Genomic DNA, 15842 nt, shown 5'->3' on the forward strand with positions numbered 1-15842 from the left:
TGACCTAAAAGGTTAAACGCGGCGTACGGCGTCCAGGAAGGCGGAAATGAGGCCGGGGTCCTTTAGCCCCGGGCCGCGCTCCACGCCAGAGGAAACATCCACCAGCGGGGCGCCGGAGGCCTTTGCGGCCTCGCGCACGTTCCAGGGATCGAGCCCGCCGGCCAGGAAATGCGGCCGCTGAAAGCGCCGACCGGCCAGGATCGTCCAGTCGAAGCTGGCGCCCATGCCGCCGGGCAGGTCCGCGCCCTTGGGCGGCTTGGCGTCGAACATCAGGTGCTCGACAAGGCCGTCATAGCCGCCGGCGGCCTCCAGGTCTGGGCTTTCCGAGACCGGCAAGGCCTTGATCAGGCCGGCGCCGGTGCGCGCGGCGATCGCGGCGGCGCGCTGGGGGCTCTCCTTGCCGTGCAGCTGGATCAGGTCCGGCTTCAGGCTGGCCATGATCCGATCGAGGACCTCATCGTCGGGATCGACAGTGACGGCGACCACGCCCGCCTTGCCCCGGGCCGGCTCGGCCAGGCGCGCAGCCAGTTCGGGCCGCACGTTGCGTGGACTCCTGTCGAAGAACACAAATCCGATATAGGCCGCGCCCCCCTCCAGCGCCGCCTTGACGCTGTCAGGCGTCGACAGGCCACAGATCTTGGCGGCGAGGGGTTCGGGGCGCATGAGCGGGGATTAGGGGGCGTTGGGCGACAAGATCAAGGCCCACATATACCGCTCATCCCCGCGAAGGCGATGGCGCCTACCCCCGGCTCTTCAAGAGATCCCGAATTTCGCCCAACAGGGCCTCGGTCGGTGTCGGCCCCGCCGGCGGAGCCTCTTCCCCGGCCTTCTCCCGCTTCAGGCTGTTCACCCCCTTGACGATCAGGAAGATCACGAAGGCGACGATGACGAACTGGATCACGGTGTTGATGAAGGCGCCGTAGAGAATGGCCACCTCCGGCTTCTTGGCGGCCTCGTCGGCGGCCTTCAGCACGATCTTCAACTGAGAGAAATCGATGCCGCCGGTGACCAGGCCGATGGGCGGCATGATCACCTGGTCGACCAGGCTCTTGACGATGGCGCCGAACGAGGCGCCGATGATCACGCCGACGGCGAGATCGACAACATTGCCGCGCGCGATGAACTCCCGGAATTCCTTGAACATCTCAGGTCCCTCCAACCCCGCCCTCTGGTGGCCAGGGTTGAACGGCTCAGCAGCGCCCGTCAACCGGATATGTGAGGGGCCTATTCGTCCTCGGCGTTCAGCCGCTCGCGCAATTCCTTGCCGCTCTTGAAGAAGGGCACGTGCTTGGCCTTCACCGCCACGGTTTCGCCGGTGCGAGGATTGCGGCCGTTGCGGGCGGGCCGGGAGCGAACAGAAAAGGCGCCGAACCCGCGCAATTCCACCCGGCCGCCGCTCTCCAGGGCCTGGGTCATCCGGTCGAGGATCACCGCCACGACCTTCTCCACGTCCTTTTGCGTCAGGTGCGGATTTTCGCTCGCGAGCTTGGCGATCAACTCGGACTTAATCATAGGCAGCCCACCCCCCCTTTGACCGCGCGGACCATGACCAACTCGCGCAGGATGTTCAAGGGCTTAGCCGTCAAATTGTTGCGGGAGCCGCCTCCTGAAGCGCAAGTTTTCGCCAAGCTTGACCGAAACGCCAAAGAAAACGGCGGCCGAGCTTGCGCCCAGCCGCCGCGATGGTCTCTCGAATTCGCCCGCCGGAACGGGCGAAGGCGAGCCTTATTCCTTGTTGGCCTTCTCGCGCAGGGCGGCGCCCAGGATGTCGCCCAGCGAGGCGCCCGAGTCGGAAGAGCCGAACTTTTCGATGGCTTCCTTGTCCTCGGCCATTTCCAGGGCCTTGACCGACAGCGACACGCGGCGGGCCGCCTTGTCGATATTGGTCACCTGGGCGTCCAGGCGGTCGCCGACGGCGAAGCGTTCCGGGCGTTGCTCGGAGCGGTCGCGCGACAGGTCCGACTTGCGGATGAAGGCGGTCATCGGCGCTTCGTCTTCACCGAACTTCACCTCGATACCGCCGGAGGTCACATCGACCACCGTAACGGTGACCGTCTGGCCCTTGCGGTAGGTGTCTTCGGCCATCGGGTCGCCGGCCAACTGCTTGATGCCGAGCGAGATGCGCTCCTTCTCGATGTCGACGTCGAGCACCTTGGCGCGGACCATCTCGCCCTTCTTGTAGCGCTGGATGGCTTCTTCGCCGGGGGCGTTCCAGTCGATGTCCGACAGGTGCACCATGCCGTCGATGTCGTTGTCCAGGCCGATGAACAGGCCGAACTCGGTGGCGTTCTTGACTTCGCCCTCGACGGTCGAACCGACCGGATGATTGACCAGGAACGAATCCCAGGGGTTGTCCATCGCCTGCTTCAGGCCGAGCGAGACGCGGCGCTTGGACGAATCGACGTCCAGAACCACCACATCGACTTCCTGGCTGGTGGAGACGATCTTGCCGGGGTGGACGTTCTTCTTGGTCCACGACATTTCCGACACGTGCACCAGGCCCTCGACCCCGGCTTCCAGCTCCACAAAGGCGCCGTAGTCGGTGATGTTGGTGATGCGGCCGGTGAACTTGGCGCCGACCGGATACTTGGCCTCGACGCCATCCCACGGGTCGGACTGCAGCTGCTTCATGCCGAGGCTGATGCGCTGGGTGTCCGGGTTGATCTTGACGATCTGCACCTTGACGGTGTCGCCCACGGCCAGGACTTGGCTCGGATGCGAGACACGCTTCCAGGACATGTCGGTGACGTGCAGCAGCCCGTCGATGCCGCCCAGGTCCACGAACGCGCCGTAGTCGGTGATGTTCTTGACCACGCCTTCGCGGATTTCGCCTTCCTGCAGCTGGCTGACCAGCTCGGTGCGCTGTTCGGCGCGGGCTTCTTCCAGGATGGCGCGGCGCGAGACGACGATGTTGCCGCGCGGGCGGTCCATCTTGAGGATGGCGAAGGGCTGTTCCTTGCCCATCAGCGGGCCGACGTCGCGCACGGGGCGGATGTCGACCTGCGAGCCGGGCAGGAAGGCCGAGGCGCCGCCGAGGTCGACGGTGAAGCCGCCCTTCACGCGGCCGACGATCGAGCCCATCACCGGCTCGTTCTTGGCGAACACGCCTTCCAGGCGGGTCCAGGCCTCTTCGCGGCGGGCCTTGTCGCGGCTGATCACCGCTTCGCCGAGGGCGTTCTCGACGCGCTCCAGATAGACTTCGACGGTGTCGCCGACCTTGACGGTCGCCTTGCCGTCCTCGCCGACGCCGAATTCCTTGACCTGGATGCGGCCTTCGGTCTTCAGACCGACGTCGATGATCGCAAAGTCCTTTTCGATCCCGACAACCTGGCCCTTGACCACGGAGCCTTCCAGGAAGTGGCGGCCGCCGAGGGCCTCGTCGAGCAGCGCGGCGAAATCGTCGCGGGTGGGGTTCATGCTGGCGTCGTCAGCCATGGGTGTCTTTCTTGCAGGTTTTCGGAAAGCGCCTTCCGGCCCACGCGCGAACGGCGTCGGCGCGTCTATGCGCGTCCCTTTGGGTTAGGGGTTGAACCGAAGAGCGCGAGGCGGGGTCTTTTGGGTCCCGTATCGCACCGGATTAGTCGCCCGCGGCCGTCTGAGGGGAAAGGCGCGGTTGGATTAGCCCTTCTGAGAAGCTTCCCCTTTTAGAGAGGTTTCCCAGCGGGCGCGCGCCGCCTCGACGATGCGGCGGGCCGCATCGGCGGCCTGCTCTATAGTCATTTCGCTCGTATCGAGCAAGACCGCGTCCTTGGCCTGGACCAGGGGGGCGGTCGAGCGGGCGCTGTCGCGTTCATCTCTCAAGGCGATATCGGCCAGGATCTCGTCCAGGCTGACGCCCTGGTCCTTCAGCTGCAGCCAGCGGCGATGGGCGCGCACCTCGGGGCTGGCGGTGACGAACAGCTTGGCCGGCGCGTCCGGCGCGATCACCGTGCCGATGTCGCGGCCATCGATGACCGCACCGGGCTCCTGGGCGGCGAAGGCGTGCTGGAAGTCCAAGAGCGCCGCGCGCACGCCGGCGTGCACAGCCACGCGGCTGGCGGCCTCGCCGGCCTCGCGGGTGCGCAGGGCGGGGTCTTCCAGGTCGTGCGGGTCGAGCCGGCGCGCGGTCTCGGTCGCGGCCGCGGCGTCGTCCGGGTCTCCGCCGGCGACCTGCAGCGCCCGGCCCACCGCTCTATAGAGAAGGCCGCTGTCCAGGTGGGGCAGGCCGAGTTCGCGGGCCAGGCCCGACGCCACCGTGCCCTTGCCCGAGGCGGCCGGGCCATCGACGGCGATGACGAAACTCATCCCAGGTCCGCTCCCAGCCCGCGCATCAGCTCGACAAAGCCGGGGAAGCTGGTGGCGATCATGCCGGGCTCGTCCACCTCGACGGCTTCCTGCGCGGCCAGGGCCAGGACCAGGTGTGACATGGCGATGCGGTGATCGCCGTGGGTGACGACCCGGGCGCCGCCTCGGACGGGATGGTTGGCGCGGGCGGAACCGATCACGGTCAGGGCCTCGGGCTCCTCCTCGACGCCGACGCCGCAGGCGGAAAGGCCGGCGGCCATCAGGGCCACGCGGTCGCTCTCCTTGACCCGCATCTCGCCGATGCCGCGCATGACCGTGCGGCCCTCGGCGAAGGCCGCGGCCACGGCCAGGATCGGATATTCGTCGATCATCGAGGGCGCGCGCTCGGGCGGCACCTCGACGCCCTTCAGCGCCGAATGGCGGGCGGTCACGTCGCCGACGCTCTCGCCGCCGGCGTCGCGCTCGTTCGAGATGGTCAGGTCCGCGCCCATCTCGCGCAGGGTTTCGAACAGGCCGGTGCGCAGGGGATTGAGCAGCACGCCCTTGACCGTCACCTCGGAGCTCGGCGTGACCAGGGCCGCGACCAGGGGGAAGGCGGCGGAGGACGGATCGCCCGGCACCTCGATCGTGGTCGCCATCAGGCTTTGGCCCGCGGCCAGCCGGATGACGCGGACCCCGTCCTCGTCCATGACCTCGACCACGGCGCCGAAGGCCCGCAGCATGCGCTCGGTGTGGTCGCGGGTCGGCTCCGGCTCGCGGACCGTGACGCCACCCTTTGCGTTCAGCCCGGCCAGCAGCACGGCCGACTTCACCTGGGCCGAGGCCATTGGCAGGCGATAGTCGATCCCTTCCAGCGCTCCGCCTTTCAAGGTCAGGGGCAGTCGCCCGCCGGCGCGGCCCAGGAAGCGGGCGCCCATCTGCGACAGAGGCTCAAGCACCCGGCCCATCGGCCGCTTTCTCAGCGAGCCGTCGCCGGTGAAGGTGGCGGCGAGGTCGAAGCCCGCGGCGGCGCCCATGATCAGGCGCACGCCCGTGCCGGCGTTGCCGCAGTCGACCACATCGGCCGGCTCGGAAAATCCGCCCTGGCCGACCACCCGCCAGGCGCCTTCGCCCAGCCGTTCGACTTCGGCCCCGAAGGCGCGCATGGCTGCGGCGGTTCTCAGCACGTCGTCGCCTTCCAGAAGCCCGCTCACCCGGGTCTCGCCACGCGCCAGGGCCCCCAGGATCAGCGAGCGGTGCGAGATCGACTTGTCGCCCGGCGCGCGGACTTCGCCTCGCAACGGGCCGCCAGGCCGAGCTTTCAGAGCCTCCGTGGCCATGCCGCGAACCAAACCTTTTCGACTGGGGGCGAAAATAAGGGGATCAGCTTTTGACAGCGGCCTTCCCGCGTGGCAAGGGAGCCGCCGCTTTCGCACAGCATTCAAGAAGGTCACGCCTTGGCCAATCCCGAACTGGGCGCCAAACAGATCTGCCCCAATTGTCAGAGCAAGTTCTACGACCTGGGCAAGCGCCCGGCCGTCTGCCCCAAGTGCGGCACGTCCTTTGATCCCGAAGAAGCCCTGAAGACCCGCCGCGTGCGGGCCCGCTCGGCTGCGCCGGATTACGAGGACGAGGTCGAAAAGCCGGCCAAGGTGGTCACCGAGGCCGACAGCGACGGCTTCGAGGACGAGGTCGACGAAACCCCCGAGATCGACGAAGCCGCCGACGAGGTCATCGAGACCGACGACGACAGCGAAGCCGTCGAGGGCGGGCCGACCAGTCCGGCCGACGACCTGGGCGTGGATTTCGCCGAGGACGAAGAGCTGGACGATGAAGGCGACGACGTTCCGTTCCTTGAGGATGAGGACGACGACGACAATTTCGAAGACGAGATCGAGGGCCTGCCCGACGATCGCGACGAGTAGAAAAGGCGCGACAAAAAATGCTGTCGGGGTGGCTTGATCCGCCGATCCTCTCAGCATAGTGTCCGCCGCCTCGCCGGAGGGGGTCCTTCAAGCCTCCTCCCGCGAAACCCGAGACCTCGGGGCTATAGCTCAGCTGGTAGAGCGCTTGAATGGCATTCAAGAGGTCAGCGGTTCGACTCCGCTTAGCTCCACCATGGAGGCCCGCAGTTCAAAGCTGCGGGCCTTCGCCTTTTCGGCGGGTCGGTTCGAGACGTCGCCGCATGCCAAGCCCCTGACCTGTCTCAAATGTGGCTCGATTGTGACGGGGACCGACCGAGTCGCGCCCCTGTCAGCCCCATTCTCCCGCAAAGCGGGCTGCGACATGGGCGCGCGGCGACGGCAAGCCTTTGTGATCTAGATCAATTTCCACGCCAGATAGCGGCATGTTGCATTCTTGAAAAGTTTGCGGGGCGGTGCTCCACTCGCCCTGTCCGCGCAATCGCTCGACTTCGGTCGCGCCGTGCGTGGCGAAGGCCGGGGGTATTGCGGCATAGTGGACAGGGCCCATGCGCAGACGAGCCATTGTGAGGCTGACCACCCGGTTCATCCTCGACTACATCGCCATCCTCTCGCAGATGTTCGACCACGACATCGTCAAGGGCTTGGTCTATCTGGCCATCTGCGACGCCAACATCGGCTATATCGATGGCCAGGCGGACTTCTCGGAGTACTACGGCCGGCTGGAGCGCACTGCGCCCGATGAGATGCGCCGGCCGATTCGCCCGCACAAGCTGGCCATGTCCTTAGGGATTCCCCGTGAGACCGTGCGGCGCAAAGTCACCGCCTTGATCAAGGCGGGCTGGGTCGTGGAGACCGACCAGGGCGTCTATGTGCCGACCGAGGTTCTTACCAGCGACCAGGTCAAGGCCACGCTCATCCAGAATTCGCGCCTGCTCGTCGAACTCTATGCGCGCCTGGCCAAGGCCGCGGTTCCTGGCGCCGTCGCGCCGCCGGCGACGATCGACGACCTGCCGCACCGGGCGATGGCGCGCGTCGCCGCAGGCTACTGCCTGCGCAGCCTGGAGGAGATGCGCGGCCTGTTCGAAGGCGATCTGCTGACCGGTTTCGTCTATCTGTCGGTGGTCGACGCCAATACCAGCTATCTCGATGACCTGCCGGTCCGCGCCTATATGAACCTCGAGGACCACGTTCCGGACGAGGCGCGGCGGCCGGTGTCGGCCCTGGCCCTGGCTGCACGCACCGGACTGCCGCGCGAGACCGTGCGCCGCCATGTGCGCAAGCTCGAGGCGCTGGGAGTGGTGCGCAGTGTTCACGGGGGGCTGATCGCGCATCAGGAGCATCTTCGCAGCGAGACCGTCATGGCCGCCGCTGCGCGCAACGCCGGCAATCTTCGCCTGCTGATACAGGAACTGCAGGCGGTCGGCTTCCCCCACCCGGTTCCGCACGCTCAGGCGCGGGTCGCCGGGCGCTAGAGCATCGCGAAAGCGGTCCTCAATACTGGACAGGGAACCGGCGTTTCCGCCTCTCAGTGGCTGAACAGCACGCAGCGCGGCGAGGCGGCCAGCAGGTCTTCGGTCACGCCGCCAAGCGCCCATTCCTGCAGGCGGGAACGGCCATAGGCGCCGGCTACGATGAGGTCGGCCTGCAGGCGGTTTGCGGTTCGCTCGATCGCCTCGGCCGCGGTGCCTTGGCCCTTCGGGGCAACCAGGGTGTCGGCGTCGACGCCGTGGCGCGCCAGGCGGGCGGTCACTTCATGCAAACCCACCTGCTCAACCTCTTCGCTCTCGCCGCTGACCACCAGCACGGTGACCTTGTCGGCCCGCATCAGGAAGGGCAGGGCGTCGGCCAGGGCGCGCCGGGATTCGCGGGTATTCTTCCAGGCCACCAGCACCTTTTCCGCCTTCAGCGGCGCGCCGGTGTCGCCTGCCAGCAGCACCGGCGTCCCCGCCTCAAGCACCACGTCGGCGACCGGGGCGGCGAAGGCCGCGGCGGCGCCACGTGGCGGCCGGCTGAGCACGACGAGATCGGCTCCCCGGGCGTGTCGGACGAGTTCGACCGCGGGATAGTCGTAGCCGGTCAGCCAGTCCACGCCCTCGGCGCAGCCCTCGGTCAGCCGGCGAAAGCGCTGTTCGGCCAGCGGCAGGTCTGCGGCGATTCGCTCCCGCACGGCCTCGATCACCATGCCGTCGGCGGCGGCGAACCCCGAGGTCATCAGCGGGAAGAAGCCTTCGGCGCCAAGGCCGACAATCCTGGCCCCGAACATCCGGGCGACACCGCCCGCCAGCGCCAGGCGCGCATCTGCGGCATCGCCGGCCTCAGCGTGGACCAGAAGGGTCTTATAGGACATGGCTCCCCTCCCTTTTCCCGGAGCGCGCCCCGGCAAAGACCAAGCTCCAGCTAACCCAGAGGAAGGCTATGGCGCGCTGACTCAGATCAAATCGACAATGCCTCGCTGCGCGGGATCGTTCAGGGCGCTTTCGGCTTGCGCCGGCCGGCCCCGATCAGCACGCCGGCGCCGAAGCCGGCGAACACCAGCCCCAGCACCACCCCGGCCAGCCAGTTGGGCAGGGTGGGCAGGGCCAGGGACAGGACGACGCCGAACGCCGCCGCCGCCGCTCCGCCGACCACCAGGGCGATCCGGGGCGCACTGTGCGGCTTGAACCGTTCCAGCCCGAACACGATCTCCGCGACGCCCAGCATGATGAAGCCGACCGTGAGCGTCAGGGCCAGTTGCTCCATCGACACGGCGGCATGCCAGACCAGTTGCAGGCCGAGACCCAGACACAGCACCACCCAGCCCACCGCCGCGAAGAAACCGCGCGGCGAGCGGTCCAGCAGCAGCCAGCAACCGCCCCCCAGTCCGGCGAGGCTAAGGCCCCAGGCCAGTTCGGCCCCGCCGAAGGCCGGAGCCAGGGCCGACAGCAGGCCCAGAAGGATCAGGAACACCCCATAGAAGCGGTCGGCCGCACGGGCCCGCTCGAGGGTTTCTGGGCTTTGCATGCTCAATCTCCGCAAGGCTCCCCAGCCTCGGGGCCGGTCAAGCGTCGCTTTCGGCGCCAAGGTTCGCGAGACGGCCTTCACCGTCAACCCCGCACGGCTACGGACCCGGGCGCTGCTTGAACAGCCCCGGCCCGATCTCCACATATGGTGTGTTCCGTCAGGGGCAGGCGCCGCATCAGGGCCTGACCAGGGCGGACGAAGTCGCTTGACCAGTGAGGACTTCGCGATGAACCGCACGCTGATGTTCGACAGCCCGTTTCTGCTCGGCTTCGAGCATACCCGGAACCTGATCGAACGGGCGGCCAAGGCCGCTTCGGAGAGCTATCCGCCCTACAATGTCGAGGAGACCGGCATGGGGCAGGTGCGCATCACCCTGGCGGTGGCGGGCTTTTCGCCCGACCAGCTGCAGGTCACCGTCGAAGACAACCAGCTGATCGTCGCCGGCCGCAAGGACGCCGATCCCAAGAGCGCCGAGGAAAAGGCTTTCCTGCATCGCGGGATCGCAGCCCGGGGCTTCATCCGGACCTTCGTCCTGGCCGATGGCATGGAGGTGGATCAGGCCATACTCGAACACGGCCTGTTGCATATCGATGTCGTGCGGCCCGAGCCGGCCAGGCTGGTCAAGCGCATCCCGATCCGTACGGCCGGCTGAACCCAGCGGCTCGACGGCAGTTGTAGTCATTGGAGGTGGTCAGATGACACCGCATTTCACCAACGAAGCTTTCGCGGCCCTCGGCGCGCCGAACCTGGTCTATGTCCGGCCGATCAAGGCCGGCGAAGTGATCGGCGCCGCGCCGGTGCTGACCGAAGACGGCGTCCGGCTCGAGCCGGACCAGATCCTCTATGCCGTGCACAGCGCCAACGGCGCGCGCATCGCCGTCCTGGCGGACCGCGACAGCGCCATTGCGGCGGCCATGGCCAATGAAATGGCCCCGGTCTCGGTCCACTGACCTACTCGGACAAGTCCTGCGGCCGGTCGATGTCGTAGAGCACCCCGTCGTCGGCCGCCTGGACCGTCGCCAGCGCCGGACCCAACTCCGAGAGCAAGGGCCCGGCGCCGCGGTCGCCCTCCAGCGCCGCGACCGCTCGGAACAGCCCGCTTCCCAGCAGCACCGGATGGCCGCGCCGGCCCTCGAACACCGGCGCAGCGGCGGCCGCGCCCGTGGCCAGGGCCTGGGCCAGGGGTTGCAGGATTTCGGCGGATACGCGCGGCATGTCGCCCAGGAAGACGAAGGCGCCGCCGCAGTCCGCCGGCAGGCTGGCCAGGCCGGCTTGCAACGAGGCCGACAGGCCCTGGGCGTGGGCCTTCGCTTCCACGAGCCGCAAACGCGACTGCTCGCCGTGCGCCGTCGCCCAGGCCTGGGCGGCTTCGGCGACGCGGGGATCCGCGCCCCAGACCAGGGTGACCGTTCGAGTTGGCGCTGCAAAGGCCGCCGCCAGCGCGCCGTGAAGCAACAAGCCGTCGCGCCAGGGCGCCAGCAGCTTGCCGCCGCCGAAGCGGGAGCCGGCGCCAGCGGCCAGGACCAGGGCCTCCAAGGCTTCCAAGGCCGATGTCGGGTCTACCCCTGTCGCCACGCACGTTTCCTGACTATCTTGTGGGGTCCATGACCCCGTTCGACGCCGCCATAGTTCATAGCAGCCCCAACGCCCAGCGGCCCGCCCTGGTCGACGGATTCGGCCGCAAGGTGACCTATCTGCGCGTTTCGGTCACCGACCGCTGCGATTTGCGCTGCGTCTATTGCATGGCGGAGCGGATGACCTTCCTGCCCAAGGCCGAGGTGCTGTCGCTGGAGGAGCTGGACCAGGTCTCCACCGCCTTCATCGAGATGGGGGTCAAAAAGCTGCGCCTGACCGGCGGCGAGCCCTTGGTTCGCAAGGGCTTTCTCGAGCTCGTGGCGGGTCTGGCCCGGCACCTGAAGACCGGCGCCCTGGACGAGCTGACCCTGACCACCAACGGCACGCACCTGGCGCAGTACGCCGCCGACCTGGCCGCTCTTGGCGTACGGCGGGTTAATGTTTCCCTGGACACGCTGGACGCGGACCTCTTCGGCCGCCTGACCCGCGGGGGTCGCCTGGATCAGGTGCTCGAGGGCATAGAGGCGGCCCAGGCCGCGGGCCTTGCGGTCAAGATCAACACCGTGGCCCTGGCCTCGGACAATGCCGCCGAGTTGCCTAGCCTGATCCAATGGGCGCATGGCCGCGACATGGCCATCACCCTGATCGAGACCATGCCGCTGGGCGAGACCGGCGAGGACCGTACTGACCAGTTCCTGTCGCTTCAGGCCGTGCGCCGCGAGCTGGAGAGCTACTGGACCCTGACCGAGCTCGACATGACCACCGGCGGTCCTGCGCGCTACGTACGGGTGGAGGAGACCGGCGGGCGGCTCGGCCTTATCACCCCGCTGACGCACAATTTCTGCGAAAGCTGCAATCGCGTGCGGTTGACCTGCACCGGCACCCTGCACACTTGCCTCGGCCGCGAGGACGCCAGCGACCTGCGGGCGGTGATGCGCGGCGGCGCCTCGTCCGACGAGTTGAAGGCTGCCATTCGCTTGGCCATAGACGGCAAGCCCCAGGGCCACGACTTCCACATCGAGCGCGGCTCGGCGCCGGCCCTCGCCCGGCACATGTCGACCACCGGAGGCTGACGGCCATGGCCCGCGTGCTGCTGTTCGGGCGCCTGGCCGACATAGCCGGCTGGCGCGAGCGGGTATTCGAGCCAACTCCTGCCAGCCTTTCCGCTCTCAAGGCGCTGGTCGCAGCCCTTGATCCCGCCCTGGCTGAGGCCCTGGACGGCAAGGGCGTGACCGCGGCGGTGGCGCGGGTGGCGGTGCGCGGCGACGTGGCTCTCTCCCCCGGCGTCGAGGTCGCCTTCATGCCGCCCATGAGCGGGGGGTGAGGCTTGCGTGTGCTGTTGCAGGCCGAGCCGTTCGATCCGGGCCAACTCCTGACCGGTTTCTCTACGGGCCGCGCCGAGACCGGCGCCGTCGTCAGCTTCACCGGCCTGGCGCGCGCCGGCGAGGGGGCGGTCGAGCGGCTGGTGCTGGAGGCCTATCCCGGCTTCACCGACGCCGAGATCGTCCGCATGGCCGAGGCGGCTGTGGCGCGGTTCTCGCTGCAGGACGTGCTGGTGGTCCACCGCACCGGCGAGATCGCGCCGGGCGAGGCGATCGTGTTCGTGGCCACGGCCGCCGCCCATCGGCGCGAGGCCTTCGAGGCCGCCGACCACCTGATGGACTATCTGAAGTCCCGCGCTCCGTTCTGGAAGAAGGAGCGCGGCCCGGACGGCGAGCGCTGGATCGAGCCGACCGAGCGGGACCTGAAGGACGCCGAGCGGTGGACGTGACGCCGCTCCTTCGATCCCCTAGATAGGCCGCAAGTTCCCGCAACCCGCGAGGCCCGCCATGACCGCCCCCTTTTCCGCCCCAGGCGGCAGAATCGACGAGAGCCTGAACTTCAAGCCGGTACGAGTGGCGGTGCTAACCGTCTCCGACACCCGCGACGAAAGCAATGACACCTCTGGCGATCTCTTGGCCGAACGCGTTGTGGCGGCCGGCCACGTCCTGGCCGCTCGCGCCATCGTCCGGGACGACCGGGCTGCCATCCGGGCCAAGGTGACGGGGTGGATCGCGGCCGGCGAGGTCGACGCCATCGTCACCACCGGCGGCACGGGCCTGACCGGTCGCGACATCACGCCCGAGGCGCTGGAGCCGCTGTTCGACAAGGTGATCGACGGCTTTTCGGTGGTGTTCCACATGGTCAGCTATCAGTCGGTGGGACTCTCGACCCTGCAGTCCCGGGCTACGGCCGGGCTGATCGGCGGGGTGATCGTGTTCTGCCTGCCGGGCTCCAACGGGGCGGTGCGCGACGGCTGGGACAAGGTGATCGCCGCCCAGCTCGACAGCCGGCACAAGCCCTGCAACATGGTCGAGCTGATGCCGCGGCTGAACGAGGTCTGAGCGGCGTGGCCAAACTCACCCACATCGACGACCAGGGCCGCGCGCGGATGGTCGACGTCTCGGACAAGCCCGCCACCGCGCGCGAAGCGGTGGCCGCGGGCCTGGTTCGCATGGCGCCCGAAACCCTGGCCCTGGCGCTCGGCGGCGGGGGCAAGAAAGGCGATGTGCGGGCTGTGGCCGAGATCGCCGGCGTGATGGCCGCCAAGCGGACCAGCGAGTTGATCCCCATGTGCCACCCGCTTGTGCTGTCGAAGGTCGCGGTGGAGGTGGTCGAGGCGCCGGAGGGCCTGGCCGTGACGGCCCGGGTCAAGACCACTGGCCCAACGGGTGTCGAGATGGAGGCCCTGACCGCTGTCTCGGTGGCCTGCCTGACCATCTACGACATGCTGAAGGCGGCCGACAAAGCCATGACCATCGAGGCGGTGCGCCTGTTGGAAAAGAGCGGCGGCGCTTCCGGTGATTTCCGGCGGGACGGGCCATGAAGAACCTAGCGGTCGAGGACGCCCGCGCCCTGGTGCTGAAGGGCCTGCCGCCTGTCGGCGCTGAGACCGTTTTGCTTGCTGAGTGTCCCGGCCGGGTGCTCGCCGAAGCGGTCGTCGCCGCGCGCGACCAGCCGCCATTTGACGCCTCGGCCATGGACGGCTGGGCGGTTCGCGGCCCTGGGCCATACTACCGCATCGTCGGAGAGAGCGCGGCCGGCCACCGTTATCCCCGGCCCCTGGCGGCGGGCGAAGCGGTTCGCATCTTCACCGGCGCGCCGGTCCCGGCGGGCGCCGACAGGGTCGTGCTGCAGGAGGACTGCGCGCGCGCCGGCGACGATGTGAATGCGCCCGCTGCGGAGCCGGGCGCGACCACCAACATTCGCCCAGCCGGCGGTGATTTTCGCGCCGGCGATATGCTGCTCTCGGCGGGCCAGCGGCTCGACGCTTGGCGGCTCGGCCTGGCCGCCGCGGCGGGGCGGGCGAACCTGCTGGTCGCGCGGCGGCCCAAGGTTGCGATCCTCTCCACCGGTGAGGAGATCGTTCCGATCGGCTCGGTCCCGGGGCCGGATCAGATCTTCAATTCCGGCGGCCCGACCCTGGCCAGCCTGGTCGAGCGCTGGGGCGGCGAGGTGGTCCATCTGGGCCAGGCGGGCGACGACGAGACGGCCATCGCCGACGCGGTATCGGCCTGTGGCGGCGAGGTGGTGGTGACCCTGGGCGGCGCCTCGGTCGGCGACCACGATCTGGTCAAGCCGGCCCTGACGCGGCTTGGCCTCGATCTCCGTTTCATCACCATCAAGCTGCGCCCCGGCAAGCCGACCTGGTTCGGGATCCTGGACGACGGTCGGCGCGTGCTGGGCCTGCCCGGCAATCCGGCCTCGGGCCTGGTCTGCGCCGAACTGTTCCTGCGTCCGCTCCTCAACGCCCTGCAGGGCGCGGCGCCGGGCCCAAAACTCGAGACTGCGCAATTGATGCGGCCTGCGCCCGCCAACGGCCCGCGCGAGCACTGGGCCAGGGGCCGCCTCGCGACGGTCGGCGGCATCCTGCAGGCGGACATCATGGGCGACCAGGACAGCTCCCTGGTCTCGGTCTTCGCCCACGCGGACGCCCTGATCCGCCGTCCGGCCGGCGCGCCGGCGGCTGAAGCGGGCGCGGTGGTCGAGGTCCTGCGGTTGGATCGGCTCTAAGCCCTCGCGGCGTGGCCTTCGCGCTCGCCGATAATCTCGGCGATGACCGCCACCGCCACTTCCCAGGGCGCCTTGCCGCCGAGGTCGAGGCCGATCGGGCCTTTCAGCCGGGTCAGGGCGGCCTCACCGACGCCGGCTGCGCGCAGGCGCGCCAGGCGCTCGGGCAGGCGCCGGCGCGCGCCCAGCACGCCCACATAGCCGGCGGCTGAGGGCAGGGCGGCCAGCAACGCAGCCTGGTCGGTGTCCCAATCGTGCGTGGCCACCGCCACCGCGGTCCAGGGGTCGGGGTTCAGCGCCGCCAGGGCTTCGGCAGATTCGCTGCGGCTGTAGGCCACGTCGCCGATCGCTGGGGCCTCGGCCGGACCCTTGGGGCGGATCAGATGAGTCTCGAAGCCGGCCTGGGCGCCAAGCTGGGCGATGGCGAGGGCGATCGGGTCGGCCCCGACCACCGCCAGGCGCGGGACCGGCAGGTAAAGGCGGCGCACCTCGAATGGCTCGGCCGAGATCGCGCACGCCGGCGCCTCGCCATTGGGCTCGATCAAATCGCGACGTTCCCCGTCGGTGCGCCAGAGGGCGGGGCGGCGGGCGGTGGCCAGCTCAAGCAGCCGGCCCACAGCTGGGTCATCCGGCGCCAAGCGCTCCACCAAGAGCTCGATCCGCGCCCCGCAGAGCAGGCGGATGTCCGGCCAGGGACCGCCTTCGCCATAGACCAGCCGCCGCGGCCGTCCATCCGCCAGGGTCTCGGCCGCATGCAGGGCCACGTCGCCCTCGACGCAGCCGCCGGACAGGAACCCGGAGACGATCCCCTCGGCGAACAGCATCTGGGCGCCGGGCGGGCGCGGGCCGCCGCCCTCGACCGTGTGCAGGGTGACCAGGGCGGCGGGAAGGCCGCGCGCGCGGGCGTCGGCCAGGGCTGGCCGCATGTCGTCGGCATAGCCGAACAGCGGCCAGTCGGGGAGGGAGGAAAGCATCGCTGTGAAGTTGGGGGCGAGTCGCCGCGCGTCAAGCAATTATCGCTACCAGTTC

At 68.9% G+C, this 15842-nt stretch carries 20 protein-coding genes and 1 tRNA gene; 11 read left to right on the forward strand and 10 right to left on the reverse strand.

Annotated features, from left to right (window positions below; translation table 11 throughout):
- Nucleotides 1–12 precede the first annotated feature (12 nt).
- The 6 genes from KCG34_RS18705 to aroA all read right to left on the reverse strand — a co-directional run bounded on the left by KCG34_RS18705 (nucleotide 13) and on the right by aroA (nucleotide 5603).
- Nucleotides 13–663 carry a phosphoribosylanthranilate isomerase gene (locus tag KCG34_RS18705; protein ID WP_211937129.1) on the reverse strand — a complete coding sequence of 217 codons (651 nt, stop codon included), beginning with the start codon at nucleotides 661–663 and terminating at the stop codon, nucleotides 13–15.
- A 76-nt stretch (nucleotides 664–739) separates the two neighbouring features.
- Complete coding sequence (mscL, locus tag KCG34_RS18710; protein ID WP_211937130.1) at nucleotides 740–1144, reverse strand: large-conductance mechanosensitive channel protein MscL; 405 nt, start codon at nucleotides 1142–1144, stop codon at nucleotides 740–742.
- An 80-nt stretch (nucleotides 1145–1224) separates the two neighbouring features.
- The gene (locus tag KCG34_RS18715) at nucleotides 1225–1512 is read right to left on the reverse strand and encodes an integration host factor subunit beta (RefSeq protein ID WP_211937131.1); all 288 of its coding nucleotides are present in this window, start codon (nucleotides 1510–1512) and stop codon (nucleotides 1225–1227) included.
- A 213-nt stretch (nucleotides 1513–1725) separates the two neighbouring features.
- A complete protein-coding gene (gene rpsA, locus KCG34_RS18720; protein ID WP_211937132.1) occupies nucleotides 1726–3435 on the reverse strand; it encodes a 30S ribosomal protein S1 in 1710 nt (569 codons plus the stop codon).
- A gap of 183 nt (nucleotides 3436–3618) precedes the next feature.
- Entirely contained in the window at nucleotides 3619–4284 is a 666-nt protein-coding gene (cmk, locus tag KCG34_RS18725) for a (d)CMP kinase (protein ID WP_211937133.1), read from the reverse strand.
- Nucleotides 4281–5603 carry a 3-phosphoshikimate 1-carboxyvinyltransferase gene (gene aroA, locus KCG34_RS18730; RefSeq protein ID WP_211937134.1) on the reverse strand — a complete coding sequence of 441 codons (1323 nt, stop codon included), beginning with the start codon at nucleotides 5601–5603 and terminating at the stop codon, nucleotides 4281–4283. Before aroA ends, cmk begins: the two co-directional genes overlap by 4 nt.
- A gap of 117 nt (nucleotides 5604–5720) precedes the next feature.
- Here aroA and KCG34_RS18735 point away from each other — a divergent pair, with 117 nt between their 5' ends.
- The 3 genes from KCG34_RS18735 (at nucleotide 5721) to KCG34_RS18745 (ending at nucleotide 7660) form a co-directional block, all read left to right on the forward strand.
- Nucleotides 5721–6188, forward strand: a complete 468-nt coding sequence (locus tag KCG34_RS18735) for a TIGR02300 family protein (protein WP_211937135.1) — start codon at nucleotides 5721–5723, stop codon at nucleotides 6186–6188.
- 118 nt (nucleotides 6189–6306) lie between these two features.
- Nucleotides 6307–6382 (forward strand) — tRNA-Ala (locus tag KCG34_RS18740).
- A gap of 351 nt (nucleotides 6383–6733) precedes the next feature.
- Nucleotides 6734–7660 (forward strand): winged helix-turn-helix domain-containing protein, encoded by a 927-nt coding sequence (locus KCG34_RS18745; protein WP_211937136.1) that lies wholly within the window; start codon nucleotides 6734–6736, stop codon nucleotides 7658–7660.
- A gap of 53 nt (nucleotides 7661–7713) precedes the next feature.
- Here KCG34_RS18745 and KCG34_RS18750 read toward each other — a convergent pair whose 3' ends face one another.
- Together KCG34_RS18750 and KCG34_RS18755 are read right to left on the reverse strand one after the other, a co-directional pair.
- Nucleotides 7714–8535, reverse strand: a complete 822-nt coding sequence (locus tag KCG34_RS18750; RefSeq protein WP_211937137.1) for a universal stress protein — start codon at nucleotides 8533–8535, stop codon at nucleotides 7714–7716.
- Between the two features lie 119 nt (nucleotides 8536–8654).
- Nucleotides 8655–9188, reverse strand: coding sequence for a hypothetical protein (locus KCG34_RS18755; RefSeq protein ID WP_211937138.1), 534 nt, complete (start codon nucleotides 9186–9188; stop codon nucleotides 8655–8657).
- A gap of 226 nt (nucleotides 9189–9414) precedes the next feature.
- On the opposite strand from KCG34_RS18755, the gene KCG34_RS18760 reads away from it, so the two are divergent.
- Nucleotides 9415–9840, forward strand: coding sequence for an Hsp20 family protein (locus tag KCG34_RS18760; protein ID WP_211937139.1), 426 nt, complete (start codon nucleotides 9415–9417; stop codon nucleotides 9838–9840).
- A gap of 43 nt (nucleotides 9841–9883) precedes the next feature.
- Entirely contained in the window at nucleotides 9884–10138 is a 255-nt protein-coding gene (locus KCG34_RS18765; RefSeq protein WP_211937140.1) for a DUF1150 family protein, read from the forward strand.
- A gap of 1 nt (nucleotide 10139) precedes the next feature.
- Here KCG34_RS18765 and KCG34_RS18770 read toward each other — a convergent pair whose 3' ends face one another.
- Nucleotides 10140–10763 carry a nucleotidyltransferase family protein gene (locus KCG34_RS18770; RefSeq protein ID WP_249138077.1) on the reverse strand — a complete coding sequence of 208 codons (624 nt, stop codon included), beginning with the start codon at nucleotides 10761–10763 and terminating at the stop codon, nucleotides 10140–10142.
- A gap of 29 nt (nucleotides 10764–10792) precedes the next feature.
- On the opposite strand from KCG34_RS18770, the gene moaA reads away from it, so the two are divergent.
- From moaA to KCG34_RS18800, 6 genes are read left to right on the forward strand one after another with little or no spacing between them, the layout of a single operon-like run.
- Complete coding sequence (gene moaA / locus KCG34_RS18775) at nucleotides 10793–11836, forward strand: GTP 3',8-cyclase MoaA (protein ID WP_211937141.1); 1044 nt, start codon at nucleotides 10793–10795, stop codon at nucleotides 11834–11836.
- 5 nt (nucleotides 11837–11841) lie between these two features.
- Nucleotides 11842–12087 carry a MoaD/ThiS family protein gene (locus tag KCG34_RS18780; protein ID WP_211937142.1) on the forward strand — a complete coding sequence of 82 codons (246 nt, stop codon included), beginning with the start codon at nucleotides 11842–11844 and terminating at the stop codon, nucleotides 12085–12087.
- A 3-nt stretch (nucleotides 12088–12090) separates the two neighbouring features.
- A complete protein-coding gene (locus KCG34_RS18785; protein WP_211937143.1) occupies nucleotides 12091–12534 on the forward strand; it encodes a molybdenum cofactor biosynthesis protein MoaE in 444 nt (147 codons plus the stop codon).
- Between the two features lie 58 nt (nucleotides 12535–12592).
- Entirely contained in the window at nucleotides 12593–13147 is a 555-nt protein-coding gene (gene moaB / locus KCG34_RS18790; RefSeq protein ID WP_211937144.1) for a molybdenum cofactor biosynthesis protein B, read from the forward strand.
- A gap of 5 nt (nucleotides 13148–13152) precedes the next feature.
- Nucleotides 13153–13629, forward strand: a complete 477-nt coding sequence (moaC, locus tag KCG34_RS18795) for a cyclic pyranopterin monophosphate synthase MoaC (RefSeq protein WP_211937145.1) — start codon at nucleotides 13153–13155, stop codon at nucleotides 13627–13629.
- Nucleotides 13626–14816: a molybdopterin molybdotransferase MoeA gene (locus tag KCG34_RS18800; protein ID WP_211937146.1), complete on the forward strand. Its 1191-nt coding sequence runs from the start codon at nucleotides 13626–13628 to the stop codon at nucleotides 14814–14816. The genes moaC and KCG34_RS18800 overlap by 4 nt, the downstream gene beginning before the upstream one ends.
- On the opposite strand, the gene KCG34_RS18805 is transcribed toward KCG34_RS18800, so the two are convergent.
- Nucleotides 14813–15787 carry an XdhC family protein gene (locus KCG34_RS18805; RefSeq protein ID WP_211937147.1) on the reverse strand — a complete coding sequence of 325 codons (975 nt, stop codon included), beginning with the start codon at nucleotides 15785–15787 and terminating at the stop codon, nucleotides 14813–14815. The two genes, KCG34_RS18800 and KCG34_RS18805, sit on opposite strands and share 4 nt — an antisense overlap.
- Between the last annotated feature and the right edge of the window lie 55 nt (nucleotides 15788–15842).

The organism is Phenylobacterium montanum (assembly GCF_018135625.1).
In the GTDB taxonomy this organism is placed as follows: Bacteria; Pseudomonadota; Alphaproteobacteria; order Caulobacterales; family Caulobacteraceae; genus Poindextera; species Poindextera montana.